18 protein-coding genes are annotated in these 15,537 nt (G+C 50.7%); 10 read left to right on the top strand and 8 right to left on the bottom strand.

Going from position 1 to position 15,537, the window contains the following annotated elements:
• Positions 1-2: 2 nt before the first annotated feature.
• Together QMG93_RS27700 and QMG93_RS27695 are read right to left on the bottom strand one after the other, a co-directional pair.
• The gene (locus QMG93_RS27700) at positions 3-668 is read right to left on the bottom strand and encodes an ArsR/SmtB family transcription factor (RefSeq protein ID WP_281942420.1); all 666 of its coding nucleotides are present in this window, start codon (positions 666-668) and stop codon (positions 3-5) included.
• Between the two features lie 182 nt (positions 669-850).
• Entirely contained in the window at positions 851-2,368 is a 1,518-nt protein-coding gene (locus tag QMG93_RS27695) for a M36 family metallopeptidase (RefSeq protein ID WP_281942315.1), read from the bottom strand.
• A gap of 233 nt (positions 2,369-2,601) precedes the next feature.
• Here QMG93_RS27695 and QMG93_RS27690 point away from each other — a divergent pair, with 233 nt between their 5' ends.
• Together QMG93_RS27690 and QMG93_RS27685 are read left to right on the top strand one after the other, a co-directional pair.
• On the top strand, positions 2,602-3,186 hold the full coding sequence (locus QMG93_RS27690) for a TetR/AcrR family transcriptional regulator (protein ID WP_281942313.1): 585 nt from the start codon (positions 2,602-2,604) through the stop codon (positions 3,184-3,186).
• 20 nt (positions 3,187-3,206) lie between these two features.
• Positions 3,207-3,839: an HXXEE domain-containing protein gene (locus QMG93_RS27685; RefSeq protein WP_281942311.1), complete on the top strand. Its 633-nt coding sequence runs from the start codon at positions 3,207-3,209 to the stop codon at positions 3,837-3,839.
• Positions 3,840-3,944: 105 nt separating this feature from the next.
• On the opposite strand, the gene QMG93_RS27680 is transcribed toward QMG93_RS27685, so the two are convergent.
• From QMG93_RS27680 to QMG93_RS27670, 3 genes are all read right to left on the bottom strand, one after another.
• Positions 3,945-4,232 (bottom strand): hypothetical protein, encoded by a 288-nt coding sequence (locus tag QMG93_RS27680; RefSeq protein WP_281942308.1) that lies wholly within the window; start codon positions 4,230-4,232, stop codon positions 3,945-3,947.
• Positions 4,233-4,377: 145 nt separating this feature from the next.
• A complete protein-coding gene (locus QMG93_RS27675) occupies positions 4,378-4,656 on the bottom strand; it encodes a hypothetical protein (protein WP_281942306.1) in 279 nt (92 codons plus the stop codon).
• A 323-nt stretch (positions 4,657-4,979) separates the two neighbouring features.
• A complete protein-coding gene (locus QMG93_RS27670; protein WP_281942304.1) occupies positions 4,980-5,390 on the bottom strand; it encodes a VOC family protein in 411 nt (136 codons plus the stop codon).
• 207 nt (positions 5,391-5,597) lie between these two features.
• Between QMG93_RS27670 and QMG93_RS27665 the strand changes: the two genes are divergently transcribed.
• From QMG93_RS27665 to QMG93_RS27655, 3 genes are all read left to right on the top strand, one after another.
• Positions 5,598-5,933, top strand: coding sequence for an ArsR/SmtB family transcription factor (locus tag QMG93_RS27665; protein WP_253412500.1), 336 nt, complete (start codon positions 5,598-5,600; stop codon positions 5,931-5,933).
• 154 nt (positions 5,934-6,087) lie between these two features.
• A complete protein-coding gene (locus tag QMG93_RS27660; RefSeq protein ID WP_281942300.1) occupies positions 6,088-6,504 on the top strand; it encodes a VOC family protein in 417 nt (138 codons plus the stop codon).
• 171 nt (positions 6,505-6,675) lie between these two features.
• Positions 6,676-6,954, top strand: a complete 279-nt coding sequence (locus QMG93_RS27655) for a DUF2277 domain-containing protein (RefSeq protein WP_281942298.1) — start codon at positions 6,676-6,678, stop codon at positions 6,952-6,954.
• Between the two features lie 95 nt (positions 6,955-7,049).
• Here QMG93_RS27655 and QMG93_RS27650 read toward each other — a convergent pair whose 3' ends face one another.
• Positions 7,050-7,964, bottom strand: coding sequence for a class I SAM-dependent methyltransferase (locus QMG93_RS27650; protein WP_281942296.1), 915 nt, complete (start codon positions 7,962-7,964; stop codon positions 7,050-7,052).
• A gap of 304 nt (positions 7,965-8,268) precedes the next feature.
• Between QMG93_RS27650 and QMG93_RS27645 the strand changes: the two genes are divergently transcribed.
• Positions 8,269-9,078 carry a DUF817 domain-containing protein gene (locus tag QMG93_RS27645; protein ID WP_281942295.1) on the top strand — a complete coding sequence of 270 codons (810 nt, stop codon included), beginning with the start codon at positions 8,269-8,271 and terminating at the stop codon, positions 9,076-9,078.
• 7 nt (positions 9,079-9,085) lie between these two features.
• Here QMG93_RS27645 and QMG93_RS27640 read toward each other — a convergent pair whose 3' ends face one another.
• A complete protein-coding gene (locus tag QMG93_RS27640) occupies positions 9,086-10,801 on the bottom strand; it encodes an alkaline phosphatase (protein WP_281942293.1) in 1,716 nt (571 codons plus the stop codon).
• 208 nt (positions 10,802-11,009) lie between these two features.
• Here QMG93_RS27640 and QMG93_RS27635 point away from each other — a divergent pair, with 208 nt between their 5' ends.
• Genes QMG93_RS27635 through QMG93_RS27620 form a run of 4 tightly spaced genes read left to right on the top strand, consistent with a single transcriptional unit; the run spans position 11,010 to position 15,011 of the window.
• Positions 11,010-12,500: a spore germination protein gene (locus QMG93_RS27635; RefSeq protein ID WP_281942291.1), complete on the top strand. Its 1,491-nt coding sequence runs from the start codon at positions 11,010-11,012 to the stop codon at positions 12,498-12,500.
• Positions 12,501-12,505: 5 nt separating this feature from the next.
• Positions 12,506-13,705 carry a Ger(x)C family spore germination protein gene (locus tag QMG93_RS27630; protein WP_281942289.1) on the top strand — a complete coding sequence of 400 codons (1,200 nt, stop codon included), beginning with the start codon at positions 12,506-12,508 and terminating at the stop codon, positions 13,703-13,705.
• A gap of 38 nt (positions 13,706-13,743) precedes the next feature.
• On the top strand, positions 13,744-14,811 hold the full coding sequence (locus QMG93_RS27625) for a GerAB/ArcD/ProY family transporter (RefSeq protein ID WP_281942287.1): 1,068 nt from the start codon (positions 13,744-13,746) through the stop codon (positions 14,809-14,811).
• Positions 14,808-15,011 carry a hypothetical protein gene (locus tag QMG93_RS27620; protein WP_010495255.1) on the top strand — a complete coding sequence of 68 codons (204 nt, stop codon included), beginning with the start codon at positions 14,808-14,810 and terminating at the stop codon, positions 15,009-15,011. The genes QMG93_RS27625 and QMG93_RS27620 overlap by 4 nt, the downstream gene beginning before the upstream one ends.
• A 29-nt stretch (positions 15,012-15,040) precedes the next feature.
• Here the strand turns inward: QMG93_RS27620 and QMG93_RS27615 are convergent, their stop codons facing one another.
• Positions 15,041-15,496 (bottom strand): Lrp/AsnC family transcriptional regulator, encoded by a 456-nt coding sequence (locus QMG93_RS27615; protein WP_010495256.1) that lies wholly within the window; start codon positions 15,494-15,496, stop codon positions 15,041-15,043.
• Between the last annotated feature and the right edge of the window lie 41 nt (positions 15,497-15,537).

Raw genomic sequence — 15,537 nt, 5'->3', positions numbered from 1 at the left:
TCTCATTGTTTATTGACTCCTGAATGTTCCATGTAGCGTTTCCATTCGATAACGCCTTCTTCCAAACGAGATGCTTTGATTCCCTTGTTTTTTAAAATTTCAATAGCTTGGGCGGACGTGAGACAATAGGGGCCTCTGCAATAAGCTACTATTTCCTTATCCGTTGGCAAGGATGCCAGGTGTTTCTCCAGATCTTCCATAGGTATAGATATCGCGCCTGGAATATGGCCCGTTTCATACTCATCTTGTGGTCGAACATCTAATAATACAACTTCTCCTCTCTCCATACGCTTGAGGAGTTCTTCTAAACCGATAGGCTCCATACTTATATGATTTTGCAATAGTTCAGTTTTAAGCTTCTGCACCTCTACTAATTGCTTTTCACTAAGACGATGTAAGGACACCATGAAATCGGCTACAGAAAGTCCGGCAACTTCATATATAACAAAGTTCCCTTGCCTATGGGAACGAACTAGTCTCGATTCATGCAACGTTTGTAGGTGTTGAGATACATTCGCAACACTCATCCCGGTTATTTTAACGAGTTGATCCACAGATTTGGGGCCTTGGGAAAGCAAATCAAGCAATTCCAAGCGTTTGGGACTGGATAAACACTTACCAATACGAGCAAATTCGTGATACAACTGATCTTTCCATTTTCGTTCCATGCTCATAAAAGCGACACCTCAACTATTCAATTGATTTATTGAATAGTTATAATGTAAGGGATCAATTTTGCGGCGTCAAGACTTTGTTTTCATGCTCCAAAATGCTTTCAATAGCAAGAAAAAAGGCCTGCAATCTGCCGCGTACGGCGGACTGCAGGCTCTTGCATTTTTTCGGCGATTAGCTAGCTGGTGGGAATGCCGCGTGCTTTCCAGATCCGGTCGATATCTCCGGCATGCTGGCCGCCGTAAAGCTGGAGATCGGCTTGTTTGATCGCTTTGGCGCCGTCCTTGAAGGTGGCTGTCGGCGTGAGAGAGAAGTGGGATTGGATGATGATTTTGGTGGCTACGTCCCGCCCGAAGGATTGTGCCATATCGTACAATCCGCGGGACCAAATTTCGCCGTCTGCGTGCACTTCATTTTGAAGGTCGCGCGGATATACTTTGTTTTCGTCGAGGCGCCGCAGGCAAGGCGGATTTCCGCTGGAATACGACGTGGCGTCCCATTCGGCCACGCACGCTTTGCCGAAGCTGGTGGAAGAGGTAGCATCTTCATAAGTCGCGCCGAGAAAATCGCCGAAGCCTTCGCCCATCGAGCCGCCTTCATGGGAATCGCCGAAGCCCGGCACCTGATTGTCTTGAATCGCATGGCCGTATTCGTGGGCAATGACGCCGGCGTCTTCCGCATCGTCTACCCCGCCGGTACCGAAGGTTAATTCGCCTGTCGACGGCTGATAGTACGAGTTGTCGTCCGGAGACGCGTTGACGTTTACTTTAATGGCGCGGTTGTTGACGTTCTTGAGGCCGAGCTGCTGCAAATACCGCTGCAGCGTATCGATGTGGTAATAGGCCATGACGTCCTCGAAACTGTCGTTGGAACGGGTATAGTTGAACTGGTTGGAGGCCGAATACGTCTTGGCGGCGGAGTTAATGTTGACGTATTGCCCGCGCAGGTAGCCGGAACCGTCCAAGCCTTGGAGGGTAACGGATTTCAGCTGCTTGGTCAATTCGGAGGAGTCCTTGTCGTTGTTATCTTTGAGGGTGCCGACGGAACCTTGGGATTCGACAGGGTTGGGGAGGAAAACTTTGCCGGTGCCGTTCACGCGCTGGTTCAAATTCCGTTTACGCAGCAGCTCACCGCTGCCGGCATGGATGTAGGTTTCCCATGCGCCGTACGGGGCCTTGCTGTGGACGACGACACGGTAGGTAGGCGTAGCAACGCCCTTCTGGATCGTATAGCCGTACTCCTCGGAGGAGGGCGCCCATTCTCCCTGGGCCTGGTCTTCGACGAAGCGGAGCGCCTTGGCCTTCAAATCGCCGGACGGCAGCAGCTGCGACACCTGCTGAACCGTGGTGTAGGGCTCATATCCGGAGATGACCAAAGGATTATGGAAAGAACGGTTCAAGGTGACGGTTACCTGCCGGTTAAAGACCGGGGCGTTGTTCACGATTTGCTGATAACGGACATAATGGCCCGCGTCGGTTTGAATCGTGGTGACATACTTCAAGTCGGACAAATCGGCCTTGAGCTGATACTGCTTGGCGTGCTCCTTCAGATACCGGTCTGCGGCAGCTTTGGCATCGGCGGGCTGCTTCTGCTCGGCGGTAGTCGGGGCTTCCGTTTCCGCCATAGCCGTAGGGACCGCCAGGGTGAGTGCGAGTGCGGCAGCCACCGTACTCCAAAGCTTGTGACGCTTGAACATAAAAACACCTCCATCAAGAATAGGAATGCGTTACGAAATTCATTGTATTACTTAATTTGCAATATATGACAGTCATAAGAGACTTGGATCCTGTCATGATTTAGGCACAGACGGCAGCGTTTGACCCATTGCCTTGGAATAAAAAGGGTGATACAATTAATTTAAACAATGATTAAAACATTGTTTAAAACGATGATTAACACAATTTGCCGTTTCTGAAGAGGAGGACGCCTATGCCGCCGGATCAAATGGAGACTAAAGACAAAATTTTGCAAGCGACTTTGGACATGATCAAGAAGGAAGGCTTCGAGAACGTCACGATAAGAAAAATTGCTGCCCGCTCGGACACCAATATTGCGCTGATCAATTACCATTTCGGCTCCAAAGATAAATTAATCAGCGAAGCGATTAAAATGATGCTGCTCGGCTTTCGCGGGACGTTCGATGTGCTGGACGACTCTGCCTTGCCGCCGAAAGAGAGGCTTAAAACGTTCCTGACGCTTTACGTGCAGGTCATTCAGCAGTATCCGGAGCTTGTCTCCCGAATCATCGCCACCGGAACCGCCATGTTCGCATCCCAAATTGAATACGGCGAGTTCCTTCGCGAGATGGGATTTCATAAAATTCAAGCCGTTCTACAGCAGATCACGCAGGAGGACCGTCCGGACAAATTGATGTTGATGATCACGCAGCTGTTCGGCGCAATTTTCCTTCCCGCTCTCATGAAGCCGATTCTCGAATCGGGGGCCGGGGTGAAGATGCTGCCGGTCGGGGAGCAGATCGATTGGTTCTTTGAACGCTATTTTCATGACAAATGAAGAGTACAGGGGAGAGAGCCATGAATTTCTTAAGAAGGTATTGGCAGGACCTGGGGATGCTCGTAGCTCTGGCCGTATGCATTTACTTGATCGTGAGTGGAAGCGGGATTCCGAAAATAAACGTGATGCTATGGCTGAGCTTTGTTGCGATTCTGGTCCATCAATTCGAGGAATACCGCTGGCCGGGCTATTTCGGAGGCTTGTTCAATGCTCTTATTTTTAAAAGCAGTCAGCCGGACCGGTACCCGCTGAACCCGCAATCGGCCATGGTCATTAATCTGGTCATCGCCTACGTCTTTTACCTGCTTCCGCTGCTGTATCCGAATGTGATCTGGCTTGGTCTCGCTCCGATGCTTATGGGTTTTTTCCAGTTGATCTGGCACGGCATTTTCGCCAATCTGAAAGGAAGAACCTTCTATAATCCCGGTTTGTTTGCCGTCGCGTTTCTTCATATTCCTGTGGGAGGGTGGTATGTCCACCATATCGTGACGCAGGGGCTGGCTACCGTGACGGATTGGATTGCGGGCACCGTTTACTTTGTCATCGCCGTGTATCTTTTGATCATCAAAGGGAATATGTGGCTGAAGGACCCGAACACCCGTTACCGGTTTTCTCTCCAGCAGTTAGGACCCTATAAGCCGAAGGGGATGTAAAGCAAGCGGTGGCGCAGAGCAGGCTCATGCAACTTTTGCGCATGGGTCTGCTTATTTATTTAGAAAAAACCTCAAAAATTGGACCGAACCTGCCGATATAAGCAGTTAGGTTAGGCGGGTTCGCGTTGCGTTCCCCGGGTTAGGCCAAGGGATGGCTTTGGCTGACCGCAGATCCGGCAATTTTTTCTTCCTATGCCGTTCCGTCCACTTTTGCAGCGCGGTGCTCGCGGCCATGCTGGCTGCAATGGCGAGCAGCTCCGAAGCGGTTACTTTTCGGACGATCGCGTAGATCCCGGTGCCGGAAATAAACTCAATCACAACGGCCTTCTTGAGATCCGATGCGGATATCGCAAGGAACGGATAGGGGTTGGGTTTGGTTTTTGGGATATGCAAACGTCTGTCCTCCTGCTCTTCGGATATAGCCGGTCTACGATATAGCGTATGGCCGTCGGATTTTGTCCTATGCGGCGACGGCAAAATAAAAAGCCCGTACTAAATCTTCTTGAGATTTAGCACAGGCTCGCTTGATCGAATGAACTTACTTCATTGAGCTGCCGATAAGACCTATGAACAGAACACCGACGAGCAAATATAAGACAAATCCGATGGCCATCCAGATCAGCGCGGCTTTCGCATAATTCGATTTGCTCGGGTTCGCTCCTCCGCCAAAGGCCCATACAAACAGCATAATAAGGTTTACGACGGGAATGATCAAAATCAGCAACGTAACGAGCCAATCTTTCACCGTTATGATCGGCGCGGATTGAGGCTGATTCGCGTAGTTCACGTTTGCCCCGGGATTTACAGTTGTGTTCACTTGGAGGTTCCCCCTAAACATATTTTCTAGAGCAATAGACATTCAAGCTGTACGATAAATATTACAAAAAACTAATATTTTGCCTAATATATTGCTCACATAGAAAATAATATGCGATATTTTGGGTAAATTCAAGTCATTTTTTTGTAAAATGTTGTTTAGCGTCATTTTGTGTCGATGCTCAAGCGTTGGCCTTGGAGCAAAAAAGCCAAGAACCGCTGCCTTCCGGCGGCGATTCTTGGCACCTTTTGACCTTGGTTCGTAAACACTTGTTAACGTTCGGTACAACCGCTAGACCCCTGATCGAGAGCCATACGGCTAGATTATTTTTTCTCTAGAGTCAACTGCCAGGAGACGCCGAACTTATCTTGTACCCAGCCGAACTTTTCGCTGAACGGGTAAGTTCCCAGCGGCATAAGAACGAATCCCCCGTCGGACAGCCTGCCGAATACCCGCTCGATCTCCGCATCCGTATCGCATGTTACATATAATGACATGGAAGGGGTAAACGTAAAATTGTGCTTCACGCTGCTATCGATGCACATAAACACTTGACCGTTCATTGAAAATAAAGCTTGCACCACGCTTCCTTCGGCACCGGCTTCGTTCGGTCCGTAATGCTGTATGCTGATGATTTCCGATCGGTCAAATAGAGTGATATAGAAGTTCATGGCCTCTTCGGCTTTGCCTTCGAACATGAAGAATGTGGTGATTTTTTGCTTCGCGCTTCCCATTCTAATCCAACTCCTTTATTCAATATACTTGTTCCCATCCCATCAGAAGTATTGACGTAAATTATCCAGATCAATCATTAAAAATATGCAACGATAGCAATCCATAAGAAACCGGTGCTTGGTTCGCATGCTAGAATAAAGGAGATTCCAAAGGAGCCTCTTGAATATACCTTGACAGGAATATTCCAATTCGAGTACATTTAATTCATGAATTCGATCTTGAGTGCTCTTGCGGAGCCCAACCGTCTCCATATCGTCGAGCTCCTGCGTGACGGCCCGCTCACCGTAGGGGAAATCGCCGATCGGCTTGGGCTCCATCAGCCGCAAGCTTCCAAGCATCTCCGCGTCCTTAGCGAAGCCGGACTTGTCGAGATGCAGCCGGTTGCTAACCGCAGGATTTACAGGCTGCGGCCCCAACCGCTAATGGAGCTGGATGCGTGGCTCGCGTCGTTCCGCCGCATTTGGGAGGAAAGGTTCGACCGGTTGGACGAATATTTGCTGGAACTGCAAAAGTTAGAACAGAAGCATGACGACAAACCGTAGCTGTGCTGCGAATGGCAGCGTGAGCTGATGGCAAACCGTAGGAGAGGAGGGTCGTTATTTCGTCTCCAGAGGACCTGGATGCTTTGGCGCGAGTTAGGCCAGTCAATTACGGGTTTCACGAAAGCATCGCAAATTATCGATGAGGTGATCGGTCATGGCATTTAAAGCAGAGAAAGTTTTTGTTAATTTACCGGTTAAAGATTTGAACAAATCCGTCGAATTTTTTACGAAGCTCGGCTTTGAATTCAACGCCCAGTTTACCGACGAAAACGCCACTTGCATGATTGTCAATGACAACACGTTCGTCATGCTGCTGGTTGAAAACTTCTTCAAAACGTTTACGAAGAAAGACATTTCGGATGCCGCCAAAAGCACGGAAGTCATCGTCGCTTTATCCGCCGACAGCCGGGAACAAGTGGATGAGCTTGTCCATAAGGCTTTGGCTGCCGGCGGCAAGCCTTCGAACGATCCGGCAGACCATGGCTTTATGTACGCATGGAGCTTCCAGGATATCGACGGTCATTTGTGGGAATTAATCTACATGGATGCAAGTGCGGTTCAACAAGCGTAATAGGAATAGCGGCTAAGAACCTCCCATAAATTTGGGAGGTTTTTTCACAAGCATGACGTTGTCACGAGCTCATTGAGACTTGAGCTTGCGGCTGGGCGACTGCGCCAGCTGGCGTACGGAAGAAGAGTGTAGTAAGATGACCATAAAAAAGATGTCCAAAGGAGTAAAGCGATGTGCCGAAATATTAAGACGCTGTTCAACTTCGATCCTCCGGCAACCGAGGATGAGATTCAAGCCGCTTCGCTTCAATTCGTGAGAAAGCTGTCCGGCTTCAACAAGCCTTCGAAGGCGAACGAGGAAGCGTTCGATCTGGCCGCCGAGGAGGTTACCGCGGCTGCACGGAAGCTGCTGGACTCGCTGGTTACCCAGGCCGAGCCCCGCAACCGCGAGGTTGAAATCGAACGCGCCCGCATTCGATCGGCGAAACGGTTCGGCGCTGGGGAGAAATAAAGCCGGCATGGTCGAGCGGGAGAAGCGGAGATAACATAAAAGCCTCTCAATCCTTGGCGACAGGTTGAGAGGCGATTTCGTTTTTAACAGAAATATTATTTTTTTATAGCATGGATATAATGAATCGTTTCGAATGCAGACAAATAATCCGTCCGATGACGAAAGAATTGGTCATGGATTGCAGCCGGCGATAAATGTTCATAAATGAGCAAGCCCGATTGCTCCAACAGTTTCTCGATTTCGTCGTAAGTGAAGCACGATTTCATGGGTTCTCCGCTTGCCGCGGCCATTTTCACCATATTTTCAACCCGATTCGACATCCCTTTTTCCACAAACAGATTTTCGTCCGCATAATCCAAAACGATTGAACTGCCTGCCGGGACTTTGGCAAATAAATGATGGAGCAAGCTTGAGATTTCTTCTTTCGTTAAGTAATAAGAAACACCCAGCAGGCTAAAGAACGTTTTGTGGTGTTCAAACCCTTCATCTAATAGATTCTGATATGAAAACTCACGGGTGAAGTCCATAGGAACAAAATGAAGATGGCTCGGAATATCAAATTTGGCATGCTCCAACCTTTGCTTTTTCCATTCCTGGGTCGCCGGATGGTCCACTTCAAATATGTCCAAGCTATTTTTCAGTTCCGGATGGCGGAAGCCAAAAGTATCTAACCCGGCCCCGAGAATGACATACTGCTTTAATCCCAGCTTCATTTCAAGAAGCAATACTTTTTCGCAATATGCTGCACGTGCCAGCGGCGTCGGGGAAAGCTGGACTTGTACAATCCATTTTAACAATTCATCCGGATCATCCTTAAACCTTTGAGCCATATCTGGATCGAAAAAAGAAATGCCTCGAATCATATTTTCTCTGATGTTGGAAAATTCTTTTGGGGAAATAAGGTCGATTGCAACAAAATCATCGAAAATTTTGGGCGTGTCGTACTGGCTGTGATAGGCTCGACCAAAAGCGGATACGAGGGAAGTTAAACTGGACTCATTCGGCTTCATACAATTATCCTCCAGCATAAACAAAATAAGATTCCCCTGGCCAGGAGAATCTTATTATACACACGATTTATTTAAATGTAAATTATAGCATAAATAAACAATTTTGTCAATAGTAAATTGTTCTTATCCGGCTATCGAAATGCTTATTCGAACCGCTTGGCAATATACTCTAACCTCAGCTTTTGAAAATATGAAATTTATCATTTCCACATTTCTCTTTTTGTTCTTGTTTTTCGAATTACAATAAATGCTGAGGCGGCAATCTAGGCAACGCTGCCATTCGATACAAACGGAGGGGAATGGCATGGGTTGGAAATGGGGCAAACAACTGCTGCTTTTTGGTTACGAGGAAGCGATGTCCTGCGTGTTTCCCGCTTGCATTTTTCTTTCGTTGGCCTTGTTGAAAATCGCACCGCTGCCCGGAATGCCGGCTTACGACTGGATGCTCGTGATCTGTATCGCCGTGCAAATCATCATGGTGCGGGCAGGGCTGGAAACAATCGACGAACTGAAGGTGATCTGCGTATTTCATCTCATCGGTCTGGCGCTTGAATTGTATAAAGTACATATGGGCTCTTGGGATTATCCGCAGCCGGGCTGGACCAAAATCGGCGGCGTCCCGCTGTACAGCGGCTTTATGTACGCAAGTGTGGCCAGCTATCTATGCCAAGCTTGGCGCAGGCTTCACATTCGCTTGGACCGGTGGCCGTCCTCCGTCTGGACGGTAACGCTAGGGGCGGCGATCTACTTGAATTTTATGACCCACCATTTCATCCCCGATCTGCGCTGGCTGCTTGCGGCTCAGTTGTTTGTGGTGTTTTTCCGTACGACGCTGTATTTCAAGGTGGGAGATAGCGTGTACCGGATGCCGCTCACGCTTGGTTTTGCGCTTGTCGGCTTCTTCATCTGGATCGCCGAAAATATCGGAACTTGGCTGGGGGCATGGCGCTACCCCCACCAACAAAACGGCTGGAGCATGGTATCGTGGAGCAAATTCAGCTCCTGGTTTCTGCTGGTCATCGTCAGTTTTATTATTGTCGCCCAATTGAAGCATGTAAAGGAGCTCCGCCCAAAAAAGAAGGCTGCCGGCACGAGGATGCGGCACAAAGGGTAGAGGAGGGTCAGCCTGCTTTCAGCACTAGCCGCTCGGAAAGCGGGTCCCAAGTCATGTTCAGCCCGCTGAGCTCGTTGAATGCGTCCAGGGATAAATAAAGTGTGCCTTTCTCGACATGGACGGCATAGGCCGCCGCTTGACCGTTCAGCGTCGCGCTGCTGTCTTTCAGGTTCACGAGAATCGTTGTGCCGCCTTTGGCAATCTGCACAGTGCCGGAAGTCGCGTCCCATTCCGCCGATGCGCCAAGCTTCGCGGCGAGCGCCTTGGCAGGATAGACGACCGATCGGTCGGACGTTATCTTGAACTTGGGATACCAGTACCTGACTTGCAGCCCGGAGGTTGCGGCATTGAGATCGACGCCGATCGTTTGGGCGCCGGCTTTGGCGATGTCCGTATTGTCGATTTTTCCCTTTACCAGCTCGGCAATCGGCCCATAGGCCCAGACGCCCACATCCACCCCGGAATGTCCGTGGCCGGACCATCCGACCAGCAGCCGCTTGGAGATGACGGCGTTATACGCCCCTTCCCGCTCGTAGTCCGTACCGTCGCCTTTCAGAATGAAACGGGCCTCCTCGTCGCTCAAATCCGCAATCGATGTGTTCGCTTGAACGAGTTGTCTAATTTCCTCCGGCGTTCGGGCTTGCTTAAGCGCTGTATTCAGCGCCTGGGAAGATTGCTTTTGCCGGTTCCAGAGGTCGATATTTAACTCGTACCTATTATCCCGGCCCAGAGACAGACCGCCTGTCTCATGGTCCGCGGTTACGACGACGGAGGTGCTGCCGTCTTTCTTGGCGAAATCCATCGACGTCTTCACGGCCGCGTCGAAGTCCAGCACTTCCTTGACCATGGTCGGCAAATCGTTGGCATGCGCGGCGTGGTCGATCCGGCCGCCTTCGATCATGAGCACGAAGCCTTCGGGCTTGGCCGAAAGCAGCTCGATGGCTTTTCCCGTCAGATCGGCCAGGCTAGGGGAGGAGTTATCGCGGTCGATGGCGTAGTCGAAGTGCGACCGGCCGAACAGGCCGAGCACTTTATCGTGCTTTGCAGTCAGCGCCTGCAGCCCGGCCCGATCTTTGACGACGGAGTAGCCTTTGGCCTCGAAATCGGGAACAATCGTTTTGTCCGGACGTTTTCCGCCGGCATCCTTTCCGGTAAAATAATCCGCGCCTCCGCCGAGCAAAACATCGACGCCGCTTTCCAGCATTTGCGAAGCAATGGCCGCTTCGTTCTTGCGGCTCCGTACGTGGGAAGCGAACACGGCCGGCGTTGCGTGCGTGATTCTTACCGTCGAGACGAGTCCTGTCGCTTTACCTTTCGCTTCCGCGGCTTCAATCACGGAGGCATAGGGCACGGCCACCTCTTCATTGGAGACACTGACCGCGGAATTGTACGTTTTGCGGCCGGTAGCCAAAGCGGTTCCTGCCGCCGAGGAATCGGTGATCGTGCCGGATTTGACGCTGCCGTCCGCTTCCCCGCGTTCCGAAAACGTACTGGCCTGACCGACGTAGTAACTGTCCAAATGCAGGCTCTCCGCTCCCAGAATGGCTTTGGAATAAAGCCGCGCGGCCGTGACCTGAGCAGGGCCCATACCGTCGCCGATCAGCACGATCAGGTTTTTGGACCGCGGCTTCGCAGCCTCATTCCCAGCGTATAGTGAAGCCGGGATCAGGCTGCATAATAAGAAGGATGCAATAAAAAGACCTGCGGTTTTCTTTTTCATCATCGATTCCTCCCGTCGGTATATAAATATCCTAACTTATATATTATGAGGGAATATATGTTTTAATGAATTATTTAGGAAAATTCAGAGCGAGCTGAGGACTATTTCGATCAAACACTGCTATTCGGCGGTGTTTTTTCTTTTAGGCTCTGGTATTACTCCTCCATCGAATGGAAATAAATGAAGCATAACGAAAAGCTGGAGGCTTCGCATGATCGAAGGGACCAAACCGCCAATCGACAACCCTCAATTTGACAAAAGCGACGCCCGATCTTTCGTCGATCTGCTGATCCATACGATTGGAAATCCGCCGGACCTCATTCATCAATCGTTTACCTTCGGCCCCAACCTGGAAGGCAGCTACTTATTTATTGAAACCTTGGCGGATAAGAGAAAAATTGAAGATAACGTTCTTCGTACGTTTGCCGGAGAAACGTTGTCTGCCGCTTGGGACGGCGAGTCAGAGCTTGGAGACCTGCTCCGGCGCCGGATCCCGGTCGCCGCGATATCGGCCTCGTCCGAATTGAAGTCATGCGCGCAAAGTCTTCTGGATGGCAAGTGCCTGCTCGTTATCCCGGAGTCGGAGCATGTGCTCGTGCTCGATACGGCGAAATTTTACCAGCGTGCGGTGACGGAGCCCAAAACGGAGAATACCGTACACGGACCGCACGAAGCGTTTATCGAGGACATTGCGACGAATGTCGGCTTGATCCGCAAAAGAATCCGTACGACCGCTCTGCGTTTCGAGCCCTTGCAGATCGGCACGGCAACCGAAACCAAAGTGCTTATTCTCTATATGAAAGACCTCGCGCCGCAGGAAGTGGTTAGCGAGTTCCAGCGAAGAATCAAGTCGATGCATACGGACAGCATCTTAGACAGCACGTATGTGGAGGAATGGATTCAGGATAAAACGTTGACCATCTTTCCGACCTTAATGAGAACGGAACGGCCCGACGTCGCGGCGTCTCATCTGCTGGAAGGTAGGGTCGCGGTCATGGTGGACGGCAGCCCGCTGACGCTGATCGGTCCCTTTACGTTTATGCAATACTATACGTCTCCCGAGGATTATTACCAGAGGGCGGATATCGCGACCTTCTTGTTATGGATTCGGTTCCTGGCGTTCCTGCTTGCCGTGTTCGTTCCTTCGCTTTACATCGCCGTAACTTCTTACCATCAAGGGCTGCTTCCGCCTGCGCTGCTGATCAATATTTCCGCACAGCGGGAAGGGGTGCCGTTCCCCTCCTACATGGAGGCGTTTCTGATGATGCTCATCTTTGAAGTGCTGCGCGAGGCCGGTCTGCGCATGCCGCGTATTGCCGGTCAAGCCATATCGATCGTCGGTGCGCTCGTGTTGGGCGAAGCGGCGGTCAATGCCGGCCTCGTATCGGCAGCGATGGTTATCGTGGTAGCCGTCACGGCAATTGCCAATTTTGTCGCTCCTTTCTACAATTTCGGGATTGCGCAGCGGTTTCTGCAATACGGATATATGATTTTGGCCGGGTTTATGGGCGGCTTCGGCATTTTATGCGGAGTGCTGTTCACGCTCGTTCATCTGGCTTCGCTTCGATCGTTCGGCGTTCCTTACTTGGCTCCGGTTGCGCCGACGTTCTTCTCGGATTGGAAGGACATCTTGGTCCGGGTGCCGCGGCCGTGGATGACGACATTTCCCCGCATGAACGACGCCAAACGGAAAAAAAGGTGAGCCGCATGATGCTTCAAACATTCGTCCGTGCAGGAAAGCTGCTGGCGATGGCGGCGGCCTGCTGCAGTCTTGCGGGCTGTTGGGATATGGTTGAGGTCAATCAGCTCGCCATCGTAGACTTGGTCGGAATGGACAGGGAGCCCGGTAACGGGAAATACACGACGTACTATCAAGTGATTAACCCTCCGGGAATCGCCATGCAAAAGGGAGCGGGCATCAAAGCTCCGGTATATACGTACAAGGTTGAAGGATTCTCCGCAGTGGAGTTGGTCGAAAAAACGTTCGATATCGTTCCGAGACGACCTTTCTATGATCATTATCAAGCCTTGATAGTGACCGAACGGTTTGCGAAAGAAGGATTAAGGGAAATGCTTAATTTTCTTGAGAAACGGCCCGACAGAAGGGCTACGATTCATATGCTCGTTACGGATTCGCCGCTCCCGGATATGATGAAAACGTATATTCCGCTTGAACGATTGCCTGGCCGTGCCGAACATTCGATCATTGAGCTTCAATCCAAATATTCCGGCCGGGAAAGCAAGCGGTCTCGCGTGAAAGATTTGATCGAGAACATGGAAGGCTCCATGCCAACCGTCCTGCCTATCGTCAGCTTATCCAGCCCCAAGCCAATGCCGACCACTGAGCGGTACGAACAAATCGACGCCAATCAAGGAAACTTCATCATGAAGGGAGCGGCCGTATTCAAGCACGATCGGATGATCGGGCGGCTGGAACCGTCCGATCTGCCATGGTTTTATTTATTGGACGGCCGGATCGGCGTGCTAAACGAACCGCTGATCGTCAACGGGGAGCGCGTCGATCTTCAAGCTCCGAAGCCTGAGGTCCGCCGACAACTCTCTACATTATCCCGTAAACCGGTATTAAAAATCGATATTTACGCGCAGGCGCAGATTTTCGACAACGATCAGAATGTAAAATTAACCGAACAAAATCTGGCTGAGATTGAAGCGCAGTTTAACGAGCAAGTGAAGAAAAAGGCTTCCGCGTTTTACGAGAAAACAAAGCGGCTCGGGTGGGACTTGCTCGGGATCGAAGCGCAAATAAAGCGCAAATCGGGTAAAGAATGGGCGGATATCAAGAAGGAAGAAGAGGCTTGGAAAAAAACGGAGCTTCAGCTTACCGTTCATTGCACCATCCGAGCCGTCGGCACAACCATCGATCCGTATAAAGAGAAGAGGGGATAACGCTGGAGAACGCTCGCATCGGCGGTTGGCAGTTTTTTTTGCTGGTGTTTAACTTTACGATAGGCACCGCTTTTTTTCTTCGACCGGGCGGAATGATTGCCGCGGCCAAGCAGGATGCTTGGCTTGTGCCGCTGTGGGCGGGGTCGGCCGTTCTCTTGGTCGCTTGCCTGTGGCTCGTTCTGGCGAAAGGAAATCCCGGGCTGAGCATCGTCCAGATTTGTCTCAAGGCGGCGGGAAATAAAATCGGCGGGGTTATCGCGCTTTTGTATATCTCGTTTTTTATCCAGACCGCAAGCTGGGTGACCCGCAATTTGGGGGACTTTATGAAATCGACCCTGATGCTTAATACGCCGCTTTCCGTGTTTCACTTTATGTTTTTGATCGTGGTGTGCTATGCGTCCGTCAAAGGGGTAGAGAGCATCGCACGGGTCAATGAACTTCTAAGCCCGGCGGTCGTATTCTTGCTGGTTGCCATCTGCTTGTTTTCGGTATCCGAATGGAAGTGGGAACGCTTCGAGCCTGTGTTTCGGTTAAACGTGTGGGAGACGATGAAGGAGACAAGAGCCATTATCGGGTTCCCGTTTCTCGAAGTCATCACCATGATGATGCTGGTTCCTTATGTGAAGAGCAGGGTCAAGACCGCATTGCTGCTTGGCATCGGACTCGCGACCCTTTTCCTAAGCGGAATTATTTTTGTGACGATCGGCGTCCTTGGCGTGACGCGGGCTTCCCACTTTACGTATCCGCTGTTTATTATCGCGCAAGAGCTGCGGATTGCGGAATTTATCGAACGCGTGGAAACGACGATCGTGATCGTATGGCTCGTATGGATATTTGTCAAGCTGTGCATCACGTATCATTGCGCGGTGACCGGCATATGCCAATTGTTTCGGCTGAACGACCGAACATGGATCGCCATTTCGCTCTTACTATTGGTATCCGGCTTTGCGATTACGTTCAGTGAGAACGTCGTAGAAAATATCGAGTGGGACAAACGGTATATTTTTCAATACACCAGTCTCTACGGAGTCGTGTTCCCCATCCTGCTTATTATTCTGACCCGGATTCGCGGAAACCGGAACAAAGACGGGAGAGGGCCCCTGTGATCTGGTTCATCGTAGGTTTCCTTGCAGCGCTCGGCGCCAGCCTTGCTATGATGCTGCGCAGCCGTAAATCGATAAAGGAAATCGGACTGTTCGTCACCTTGTCCTGCTTTGGCTGCATCGTATGGATAAGCATTTTTGTCCATCACAAAATCAATCCGCTCCGGTGGCTTGGCTGGCTGCTCGACCAGGCAGGCCTATAAGCGCCCCGACAGGCCAAGCCGCCGTCCTGTTAAATCAACAACCCGCCCCGCTCCTTATGGCGAGCAATGACAATCTCGCTGTGAACCGAAGTGATTCCCCGAATCGACTGAAGCTTCTTCATGTACTGCTCGGCATGCTCCGGATCGTCCAGCAGAGCGTGGACATGCAAATGAGGCTTGCCGCTCATCTGGTACACGTTCGTGATTTCCTCGTCTGCCTTCAGCTCACCGATCACCTGCTGCATGTTTTCCCACGTGACTTCGATGTCAAAATACATCGACAGCATTTTGCCCGCTTTGAGCGGATTCACAGTAATTGTGAACCGATCGATAATGCCGTTGCTGACCAATTGATTGATCCGGTCGCGGACGGCCGCGCGGGTCAGGTTGACAAGGCGGCCCAATTCCGCGTTGCTCAGCCGTCCGTTTTCGGATAAATGCTTCAGAATCTGCGTGTCGATCTCGTCCAAATGTTTAAATTGCATTCGCTTCAACCTTTCGCGGAAACTTTATGTTTATTATATCA

The organism is Paenibacillus tyrphae (assembly GCF_027925525.1).
Classification (GTDB): domain Bacteria; phylum Bacillota; class Bacilli; order Paenibacillales; family NBRC-103111; genus Paenibacillus_G; species Paenibacillus_G tyrfis_B.
Note: the sequence above shows the minus strand (reverse complement) of the source record. Positions and strands in the feature narration are given on the sequence as shown.

Excerpts from the sequence above, each read along its gene's own strand:
- QMG93_RS27640 (WP_281942293.1), bottom strand. The coding sequence starts at position 10,801 with ATGATGAAAAAGAAAACCGCAGGTCTTTTTATTGCATCCTTCTTATTA.
- QMG93_RS27665 (WP_253412500.1), top strand. The coding sequence starts at position 5,598 with ATGAATTCGATCTTGAGTGCTCTTGCGGAGCCCAACCGTCTCCATATC.
- QMG93_RS27635 (WP_281942291.1), top strand. The coding sequence starts at position 11,010 with ATGATCGAAGGGACCAAACCGCCAATCGACAACCCTCAATTTGACAAA.
- QMG93_RS27615 (WP_010495256.1), bottom strand. The coding sequence starts at position 15,496 with ATGCAATTTAAACATTTGGACGAGATCGACACGCAGATTCTGAAGCAT.
- QMG93_RS27695 (WP_281942315.1), bottom strand. The coding sequence starts at position 2,368 with ATGTTCAAGCGTCACAAGCTTTGGAGTACGGTGGCTGCCGCACTCGCA.
- QMG93_RS27690 (WP_281942313.1), top strand. The coding sequence starts at position 2,602 with ATGCCGCCGGATCAAATGGAGACTAAAGACAAAATTTTGCAAGCGACT.
- QMG93_RS27645 (WP_281942295.1), top strand. The coding sequence starts at position 8,269 with ATGGGTTGGAAATGGGGCAAACAACTGCTGCTTTTTGGTTACGAGGAA.
- QMG93_RS27670 (WP_281942304.1), bottom strand. The coding sequence starts at position 5,390 with ATGGGAAGCGCGAAGCAAAAAATCACCACATTCTTCATGTTCGAAGGC.
- QMG93_RS27650 (WP_281942296.1), bottom strand. The coding sequence starts at position 7,964 with ATGAAGCCGAATGAGTCCAGTTTAACTTCCCTCGTATCCGCTTTTGGT.
- QMG93_RS27655 (WP_281942298.1), top strand. The coding sequence starts at position 6,676 with ATGTGCCGAAATATTAAGACGCTGTTCAACTTCGATCCTCCGGCAACC.
- QMG93_RS27700 (WP_281942420.1), bottom strand. The coding sequence starts at position 668 with ATGGAACGAAAATGGAAAGATCAGTTGTATCACGAATTTGCTCGTATT.
- QMG93_RS27630 (WP_281942289.1), top strand. The coding sequence starts at position 12,506 with ATGATGCTTCAAACATTCGTCCGTGCAGGAAAGCTGCTGGCGATGGCG.
- QMG93_RS27660 (WP_281942300.1), top strand. The coding sequence starts at position 6,088 with ATGGCATTTAAAGCAGAGAAAGTTTTTGTTAATTTACCGGTTAAAGAT.
- QMG93_RS27685 (WP_281942311.1), top strand. The coding sequence starts at position 3,207 with ATGAATTTCTTAAGAAGGTATTGGCAGGACCTGGGGATGCTCGTAGCT.